Source organism: Winogradskyella sp., from assembly GCF_025210595.1.
Lineage (GTDB): Bacteria > Bacteroidota > Bacteroidia > Flavobacteriales > Flavobacteriaceae > Winogradskyella.
Genome location: NZ_JAOARH010000010.1, coordinates 58555 through 68137, shown reverse-complemented (window position 1 = coordinate 68137; position 9583 = coordinate 58555). Strand labels below are relative to the sequence as shown.

The following is a 9583-nucleotide window of genomic DNA, read 5'->3' as shown; positions in this document are numbered from 1 at the left end:
TTGGCTGGCGATTGTCTGTTTTCTTAAAGAAATCGCAACCAAAAACACTAATGCATACTATTAGTATAAAGAACGTTTTTTTCATCTATTTATATTCTTTCAAAAAACCTATGAATCAATTATTTATTTTTCTTCAATGGGTTATAACCATTATTTATCTAATATCATTTGGTTTTCAAAGAAAGTTTTATTGATTTTGAATTTTTAATTTCACGTCTTTTAACGCCTTTTGGTTAACTTCAACCTTAAAACGATTGTAAAGCTCATTAATCCAATTGGTTTCAATTTCTTGCTGATAGTCATTAATAACATGACCTTTTGCCTCTTCTAAGGTTTTGTCTCCTGCTGGTAATACAGCCTTAACATCTAATACATGGAATGCTTCGTTATGCGAATACAAATTAGACAAGCCTTCTTTTACTTCTATGTTTGAAGGAAGCTTACTGTCATTTGTATTAAAAATTCCTTTAGTAAAAATGATATTCTTTTGAGAATCTGAATTAAGACTTGCTTTAATAGCTTCCATAGATTTTCCTTTCTTCATCATTTTTAATGCCTTTTTAGCATATTTCTCACTTGCAGAAGTTGCCATAACCACCTCTACTCTGTCTTTCCATTGATATTTTGCGGTGTGTTTTTTATAATATTTCTCAAGTCCTACTGAATCTTTAGACGCTTTATTCCAAACCTCTTTCTCCATTAAATCAAACAATAGCAAACCATCTCTGTATTCTTTTAAGATATTAGCAAAATCCTTGTTTTCTGTTTCTAGATTATCTTCTCTGTATTGAAGTATCGTTTTTTCAAAAAACCTCTCAAACTCTTTATCTATAATTACTGCAAACGATCCTTTTTTATTAGCATATATACGTTGGGCAGACATTAAATGACGTCCAAACTCACTATAATTAAAAGATTTGTCACCTATAGTGAAAAACACCTTATCATTTTCAAACCCTTCAGGCAACTTCCAAGAACGTGTAAAAAAATCCTCATTTAAAATTGATTGAAAATAAGTTTTAGCTTCTGAATTATATGAAATTTGATAACGCTTTTTTAATTCTTCAACCATAGCTGCATTAATAAGCTTAGATCTAGAATCTCTTTTTACTTTAGACTCTAGTGTTGGCTTTAATTCTTCAAAAGTTTGTAATGGTTTAAGATCTATGCGCTTAACAATGTGCCAACCATATTCGGTTTTAAAAGGTTTGCTAATCTCGCCATCTTTTTTAATAGCAAAGGCTTCATCTTCAAATTTAACAGAACTTAATTGACCACTTTTAAAAGGTGTTAGTTTACCTCCACTTTTTGCAGAGCTCTTATCATCAGAAAACTGCTTTGCTAAAGATTCAAATTTTTCGCCTTGCTCTATTTTTTTATAAATATCGTTGATGCGCTCTTCAGGGTTTAAAAGTGAATCCTTCTGATTTAAAGCTATCATAATATGAGCTGCTGTAATTGTACCTCTAGATGTACGTCTGTCATTTACTTTTACAACATGGTAACCAAATTGCGTTCTAAAAGGCATGGAAATATCACCTTTTGGTGTATTGAATGCCGCAGTTTCAAAATCGTAAACCATCTTAAATGCAGAAAAATATCCTAAATCCTCTAAAAAGATGGTTTGTCCATTATGCACCTCTTTTTTAACAGCATCAAACCCTTCATTTAAAACACGCTCTCTTAACTTTAACACTTGATTATATGCTTTTAAAGTGTCTTTACTATTTTCATCTAAACGAATTAATATATGAGACGCATTTATATCTGTATTATTTCGATCGTAAGCTTCTCTTACCAATGCATCAGTTACCTTGTTTTCTGACAAATAGTTTTTAGTTAGCTGTTTTTTGTATCTTAAAAATTCGCGTTGGTATTTAGCGTCTTCATGCAATTTTAGCCGCTTAGCTTCTTTTAATTTTAATTGATACTCAGTAAAAAGCTTTAAATAACCATCAACATCTTTTTGACTTTCATCTTTTACTAAGTCTAAGTTCTTATTATAAACTCTCAAAAATTCTGAAGTCATTACTGGCTCTCCATCTACATTTAGTAATACTTCATCTTTTTCTTGCGAAAAGGAAAAATTTAGCGTCAGCAACACTAAAAACAACCATTTAAATTTAAGTTTTATGCTCATAATATATTATTCGTTATAATCTTTACGATTTTTTTTGATCAATTTCTTGTAATTGAAGTAGAGCAAAAATAACATAAATCACTTATTTCACAAGCTGGTAAATCACCATAATTTTGACTTGATTTTAGTGATTACAACTTATAAAATGATAGAAACGTCGATAATTTAAACTTAGTATTGCTCTTTTAATTACTTTTAAATCGTTATTGTATCTACATGAAATTTATTACCGAAATCATTATAGAGAAGCCGCTTAAAGATGTTGTTAGCAAAATGGATTCTACCGAAAACATGAAGCATTGGCAAAAAGGTCTTATAAGTGCCGAGCATATTTCTGGAATTCCTGGTGAATTTGGCGCAAAAATGAAACTAAATTATGATTTTGGTAAACGAAAAATGGAACTTGTAGAAACGATTACCAAACAAAACTTTCCTTACGAGTTTCATGCAACTTACGATACCAAAGGTGTTATTAACATTCAGCAAAATTATTTTGAAAGTACAGCAAATGGGTACACAAAATGGATTTGCAAAAACGAATTTCAACCCACCACTTTTGCTATGAATGCGATGTTATTTTTTATGCCTAAAGCATTTAGAAAACAAACCAAAACTTATATGGCTAATTTTAAAAACTTTGCCGAAAACGGGACTTCTGTACATAATGCGTAAATTAAAATTAATCTGGGATTTTAGAGGTCCTGCGAGCCAAAAAACTGCCGAACACCATCTTATTCACTTAATGGAATATGTTGAATTAAACACTTTAGATATAACCATTAATGGTATAGAAACCTACAGCGACATGCATAGCATTGCGTATTTGGTTGTTGATGAATCTATAATGCGACCTATTAGAGATGCTCTTAAACCGCACAGAGGGCAAGTCTACTCTGAAAACTAAAACAAGCGTTTAAAAAACGATTGTATAAATCGTTTAGGCGGCACTGATAGAATAATTTTCAAATCTTCGTATAACGTAGACTCTTCGTCTAAGAACTTAAAAATAGTTTTAATATCAGCCTTATTAAACATAGACGAAAATAAAGCTGCACCTTCATTATTATAATTTGCTAAAACATCTAAAAATATAAGATCGTAAAACCAAAATTTTGATTTCTCATGAAATTGAGACAGGTCTTTTTTATACTTTAAAAATTCAATAAGATACTTCGTTTTTTTTGTGATGTTCCTAAAAGTATATCCTGTACTGGCCTTTGTCCAGCCACCTGCAGTGCCTATATTAAGTATGTGCTTAGAATTTAATTGAGAAAACTTAAAAGATGTCATTGGTATTACACCTTTTTCTTTTTCAATAATATCAAAATCAGAAATGTTTTTTTGCTTCAGATAATCAACTATAGCATTTTCATAATCTTCTAACTCTAGTAATTCTTCAGAAAACAATGTATACTCAAATAATGCTGTTGTTTTATCTAAAGGCAACATATACATAAAACGTGTATTTCCTTTTTGAGGAACCGTAAAATCCATAAATGTTGCTACCGAATCATCAAAAACACTTTCCTTAGTTTTCACAAACCAACCTACAAAATGCTGCTGTAGAACAGGATATTTATTTTGGCTATCACAGAGCTTTGACTTATAAAGGCTATTAAATAATTTGGAACCGAAATACACTCCGCTATTTGTTACAACCTCAACTTTATGTTTATGTTCTATAAAATTAATAACGGTATCTTGTCTAAAAGTAATATTTGCTTTTTTATGAATTACCACCCAAAGTGAATTATAGAAGTTTTCACTTGTTATCATTTTGTACTGATAGGGTAAAATCTCTATTTCTTTAGAATAGCTTTTACTACCAAAATAAATTTTTTGCCAAGTTTTTGCTAGCAAATTATCCCATTCACCTAAGCCTTGTTCCCAAAAACACCAAGTTCTGTCATTACCTTTGCTTTTAGCCTTATCAATGATTAAAATCGTTTTATCATCAAAAAAGGGATCAGTTGCCATTCTGTAAGCAAGCATTAACCCTGAAGCACCAGCTCCTAATATGATATAATCGTATTTTACCATAGATTCTTAATCTTTAGCTAAGATAAGATTTAAAGTATTCTATTTGCATAATTTGGTTATCTTGAATTTTTTAAATTTCAAAATTATATTAATGACGCAGTTAATAAGATTATTCTTTCTTTTAAATACCATCTGTAGTTTTAGTCAAGATAGCACAGCCACAACATCACCAATTCCATGGTCTAAAAACCTTAAACTAACATGGGCAGATTTTAAAGCATCCCCAAACACCAAGATTCTTGCATACGCACAAACCTCTTATAAAATTGAGATTGAACCTAAAGAAGTAAATGTAGATTCTAACGGTAATATTCAGAATTATGAAAAATTATCTGTAATAGCATATTTTTACCCAAATCATTCATGGGGCTACAAAAAAGATGCTTATTTACTTAAGCACGAACAATTACATTTTGACATTGCTGGATTATACGCTCTTAAAATCAATAACAAATTTCAAAAACTCATCAACGACAAGAAAGCAAATTTTGATGCTTATTTTGAAATATATGAAAAACTATGGAACGAATGCAGAGAAACTCAACGCGCATACGACAAAGAAACACAACATGGTCAATTAATTGAAGTAAATGAAAAATGGATTAAAAGAATTAAAAATGAAATAATTTCTATTAACGATTAATCTGCTTTAAAAACTTTCACAAAGCGTTCTGCACGCTGATTTCTTGGGTTCATTTCTAGAGCTATTTTATAATTATTATAAGCCTGCAAACTATCTCCACTTTTTAAATAAGCCTCTGCCAAACTATCATATACATTATTGCTATTAGGGTGTAATTTTGCATTTAGCTTAAAAACACCTATAGCTTTTTCGTATTCTTTTTTCCCCAAATGCTTATATCCTTTTCTATTAAAATCCCATTCATTGATATAACTACTAGTAGAGTCTTGTCGTTTAATTTCTAAATAACCTTTAAGTGCTTTTTCATAATTACCTGCTTCTAAATACTGACTGGGAGTTTTATAATCATCACCAACCTTTACATAATCGTAAGTTATTTTTTCTTCATCTTCATTTAACATAGACAAATACCATTTCTTAGTTTTTGGATGTTGTACAAAACGAAATTTACTATATAAATCTGCTACAAAGAATTCATTTTCAGCCAAGGCAACGGGTTCTACATCTCCGCCTTTCCAGTTTAGTCGCAAAGTATTGTCTTCATAAAAAACCAAAATCAATTCATCTGGATTGTACAGATATTTCCCTGAAGTTTCTCTTTTAAATTCACCTGAATATTCAACTGATTTCGCACAGCTAACAAATAGTAGGGCAACTGTAAAAACTATGATAAGTGCTTTTAATTTCATTTTTTGATTGGTTGTTGATTAATAAACATAAAAAAGTCTCACTAAAAGTGAGACGATTTTATTTAAATTTTGTTACGTAAAACAGACTTTAACTAAATCAGCCTGATGCTTTCACAAAAGTGATTCACACAATTTTATTGCATAAATTGTTCTCTGCTTATTTTACGCCCATTAATTCAACATCAAATACTAATGTAGCATTTGGTGGAATTACACCACCTGCTCCAGCAGCACCATAACCTAAATCACTAGGGATTACCAAACGTGCTTTATCACCAACATTCAGTAAACATATACCTTCATCCCAACCAGGAATTACTTGCCCTACTCCAACCTGAAAATCTAATGGTGAATTACGCTTGTAAGACGAATCAAATACGGTTCCGTCTGCTAACTGCCCTTTATAATGTACAGAAACCATATTGCCTTTTTCAGCTTTTTTACCATCACCCTTTTGAATGATTTTATATCTAAGCCCAGAAGCTGTTTGATCAAAACCAGCAGCTAATTTATCAAGCTCAGCTTTTGCTGCCTCACGCTCTGCTGCAATACGCTTTTCTCTTGCTCCTTCAAAAGTTCTAAATGCTTCAATGGCATTAAAGTTACCAGCAGCTTCACCTACTCTTACAATCTCTAAACTTTCTATTTTATCGCCTTGCGCAACAGCATCTACAACCTCTTGCCCTTCTACAACATTACCAAAAACAGTATGCTTACCGTCTAACCAAGGAGTTTCTACATGCGTTATAAAAAATTGACTTCCGTTTGTGCCTGGACCTGCATTTGCCATAGATAATTTACCTGGCGCATCGTGCTTTAAATCAGCATGAATTTCGTCATCAAATTTATAACCTGGACTTCCTGTTCCTGTTCCTTGAGGGCAACCTCCTTGAATCATGAAATCTGGAATTACTCTGTGAAAATTTAATCCATCATAATAAGGTGTGCCTTGAGGTTTGGCAGAGTTTTCCATATTTCCTTCTGCTAATGCTACAAAGTTACCTACTGTTCCTGGAGTTTTTTCGAATTCTAAGTTGACTAATATTTCACCTTTTGAGGTGTTAAATTTTGCGTATAATCCGTCTTGCATTGTGTTTTCTTTTATTTAAGGTTGCAAAGATAACAATAAAGTTAGAAGTTGAAATTCGACATTTTGAGATTTGGATTTTTTATAAATAAGCCTAGTTTTGCCAAAAAATAAAACTATGGGCTTTTCAATTTCTAAGTTATTTAATAAAACTGAATCTAAACAAGCAAACGAAGATACTATTGAGGCAATTATTGACTCAGTAGAGCACCAACCTTATGGTGTATCTGAAAGCAATGTACTTTTTGCAGGTCTTAATGAATTGGGTGGTTACTTTTTTTTCCAGACTGTGATTGTTGGTTCGCTAAATGTAAAATGCAAAAATGGTGCGCAATTAACTTTTAAAGGCAAAGATTTTGAATTAACCTTAAATTCTGATTCTTTAGAATTTGAGTCTAACCATTCTGATGTTAAAAAACGTCATGTCACTAATATTGATTTTCAGATTGAAAAGGCGGACATTAAAAAACTTGAAAAAGCTAATTTAAAAGAAATTGCACTAAAGGTTAAAAAGCGAGAGCTAGTCTTTACAAAATACAAAAGCACAACGAAATAGAGATATTTAATTTAAAAGTCCTCTTAATCTACATTAACATATAAATAAGAGGACTTTTAAATAATGAGAAAAACTTAATTCGCTACCTCGCTCATAAACTTAATACGATAGAGACGTAATTCTTCGTCTTCGTAATCTCCATCAAACTCTTCTATGGCATCTGAGATTTTATCGGTTTCAGATTCCATAAAGTAATCGTGTATTTCTTCTTGTTGATCTTCATCTAAAATATCGTCTATCCAATAATTGATATTGAGCTTTGTTCCGGAAAACACTATAGACTCCATTTCTTTAATAAACTCTTGCATTTCCATACCTTTTGCAGATGCGATATCATCTAGTGGTAATTTTCTATCAACATTTTGAATGATATAGAGTTTTAAACCAGAATTAGAACCTGTAGATTTCACCACCAAATCGTCTGGTCTCATAATATCGTTCTCTTCTACATAATTAGAAATAAGTGCCACAAAGTCCTTACCGTACTTTTTAGCTTTACCTTCTCCTACACCATGTACATTAGAAAGCTCATCGATAGTTATAGGATATTTTAGTGCCATATCTTCTAAAGATGGATCTTGAAATATTACAAATGGTGGTACTCCTAAACTTTTAGCATTGCGCTTACGCAAATCTTTTAGCATGGTCATCAGCTTTTCATCTGCTGTTGCGCCACCACCTTTTGAATTGGTTATAATACCATCGTTAGAGCCTTCATCAAACACATGGTCTTCTGCCATCATAAAAGATTGTGGCTGCTCTATATAATCTTTTCCAGTATTGCTAAGTCGTAATACACCGTAAGTTTCAATATCCTTTTTTAAGTATCCAGCTACAATGACCTGACGAATCAATGCCATCCAATGCCTTGCTTCTTTACCTTTACCTATACCAAAAAATGGTTGTACATCTGTTTTATGAGATGATATTAAAGCATTAGGTTTACCAACTATTACTTGCACTAAATCTTTAGACTTGTACTTTTCATTAGTGTTTTTCACAGTATCTAAAAGTATCTTTACATCATCTTTGGCTTCAACTTGCTTTTTAGGATTACGAATATTATCGTCCATATCTCCTCCTTCACCAGTTTCATTATCGAATTCCTCACCAAAATAATGTAGTATAAATTTTCGCCTAGAAATAGATGTCTCTGCAAAAGCAACAACTTCCTGTAACAACGCATGACCAATTTCTTGTTCAGCAACTGGTTTACCAGACATAAATTTTTCTAACTTTTCAATGTCTTTATAAGCATAAAATGCTAAACAATGACCTTCACCACCATCTCGTCCTGCTCTACCTGTTTCTTGATAATAGCTTTCTATACTCTTAGGAATATCGTGGTGAATTACAAAACGCACATCTGGCTTATCTATTCCCATACCAAAAGCAATGGTCGCTACCACGACATCAGTATCTTCCATCAAAAACATATCCTGATGCTTCACTCTGGTTTTAGCGTCTAAACCTGCATGATAAGGTACAGCTTTAATACCATTAACCTGTAAAACCTGTGCTAACTCTTCAACACGTTTTCTACTTAAACAATACACAATACCAGATTTTCCTTCATTCTTTTTTACAAAACGAATAATATCTGCATCTACATTTTTTGTTTTTGGTCTTACTTCATAATATAAGTTGGGTCTATTAAACGAAGCCTTAAATGTAATTGCTTCACTCATTCCTAAACTTTTAAGAATATCTTCTTGTACCTTTGGTGTTGCAGTTGCCGTAAGACCTACAATAGGAATATTATCACCAATGCGTTTTATTATATGTCTTAAGTTTCTGTACTCTGGTCTAAAATCGTGTCCCCATTCACTTATACAGTGAGCCTCATCTACAGCCATAAATGAAATTTTTACGGTACGTAAAAAATCCACATATTCTTCTTTTGTTAATGATTCTGGTGCTACGTAGAGTAATTTTGTAATACCATTGGTTATATCGTCTTTAACACGTTTTACTTCTGTTTTGTTTAATGACGAATTTAAAACATGCGCTACACCTTCGTGTTCAGATACTGCCCTTATAGCATCTACCTGATTTTTCATTAAGGCTATTAGTGGAGATACCACAATTGCCGTTCCTTCTTTAATCAATGCTGGTAATTGATAACAAAGTGATTTCCCACCACCTGTTGGCATAATTACAAAGGTATTATTACCTTTTACAACATTTTTAATAACCTCTTCTTGTAGACCTTTAAACCCGGAAAAACCGAAGTATTTTTTTAGTGCCGAGTTTAAATCAATTTCTGCAATACTCATTAATCCCTATTTGTATTTTATATACATTTATCTGCATTAAACTAAATTTCACTTTAATTAAAAATTGCAACATTTAGTTATACATGAAAAACTTCTTTGACAGCCCAAAATAATTCTTTCATTCCGAATTTGAGAATTTTTGAATGAAAAAA

At 31.8% G+C, this 9583-nt stretch carries 9 protein-coding genes; 4 read left to right on the top strand and 5 right to left on the bottom strand.

What is annotated here, in order from left to right; translation table 11 throughout:
* Positions 1-187: 187 nt before the first annotated feature.
* Positions 188-2140 (bottom strand): peptidylprolyl isomerase, encoded by a 1953-nt coding sequence (locus N4A42_RS00880; protein ID WP_294068611.1) that lies wholly within the window; start codon positions 2138-2140, stop codon positions 188-190.
* A gap of 216 nt (positions 2141-2356) precedes the next feature.
* Here N4A42_RS00880 and N4A42_RS00875 point away from each other — a divergent pair, with 216 nt between their 5' ends.
* Positions 2357-2812, top strand: coding sequence for an SRPBCC family protein (locus tag N4A42_RS00875; protein ID WP_294068609.1), 456 nt, complete (start codon positions 2357-2359; stop codon positions 2810-2812).
* Positions 2805-3044 carry a hypothetical protein gene (locus N4A42_RS00870; RefSeq protein WP_294068607.1) on the top strand — a complete coding sequence of 80 codons (240 nt, stop codon included), beginning with the start codon at positions 2805-2807 and terminating at the stop codon, positions 3042-3044. Before N4A42_RS00875 ends, N4A42_RS00870 begins: the two co-directional genes overlap by 8 nt.
* Here N4A42_RS00870 and N4A42_RS00865 read toward each other — a convergent pair.
* Positions 3041-4180, bottom strand: a complete 1140-nt coding sequence (locus N4A42_RS00865) for a lycopene cyclase family protein (RefSeq protein WP_294068605.1) — start codon at positions 4178-4180, stop codon at positions 3041-3043. The two genes, N4A42_RS00870 and N4A42_RS00865, sit on opposite strands and share 4 nt — an antisense overlap.
* A gap of 91 nt (positions 4181-4271) precedes the next feature.
* Here N4A42_RS00865 and N4A42_RS00860 point away from each other — a divergent pair, with 91 nt between their 5' ends.
* Positions 4272-4823: a DUF922 domain-containing protein gene (locus N4A42_RS00860; RefSeq protein ID WP_294068603.1), complete on the top strand. Its 552-nt coding sequence runs from the start codon at positions 4272-4274 to the stop codon at positions 4821-4823.
* Here the strand turns inward: N4A42_RS00860 and N4A42_RS00855 are convergent.
* Positions 4820-5512 (bottom strand): tetratricopeptide repeat protein, encoded by a 693-nt coding sequence (locus N4A42_RS00855; protein WP_294068602.1) that lies wholly within the window; start codon positions 5510-5512, stop codon positions 4820-4822. The two genes, N4A42_RS00860 and N4A42_RS00855, sit on opposite strands and share 4 nt — an antisense overlap.
* Before the next feature lie 157 nt (positions 5513-5669).
* Positions 5670-6602 (bottom strand): peptidylprolyl isomerase, encoded by a 933-nt coding sequence (locus N4A42_RS00850; RefSeq protein ID WP_294068600.1) that lies wholly within the window; start codon positions 6600-6602, stop codon positions 5670-5672.
* 115 nt (positions 6603-6717) lie between these two features.
* Here N4A42_RS00850 and N4A42_RS00845 point away from each other — a divergent pair, with 115 nt between their 5' ends.
* Positions 6718-7155 (top strand): hypothetical protein, encoded by a 438-nt coding sequence (locus tag N4A42_RS00845; RefSeq protein WP_294068598.1) that lies wholly within the window; start codon positions 6718-6720, stop codon positions 7153-7155.
* Positions 7156-7229: 74 nt separating this feature from the next.
* Here N4A42_RS00845 and recQ read toward each other — a convergent pair whose 3' ends face one another.
* Entirely contained in the window at positions 7230-9431 is a 2202-nt protein-coding gene (gene recQ / locus N4A42_RS00840) for a DNA helicase RecQ (RefSeq protein WP_294068596.1), read from the bottom strand.
* Between the last annotated feature and the right edge of the window lie 152 nt (positions 9432-9583).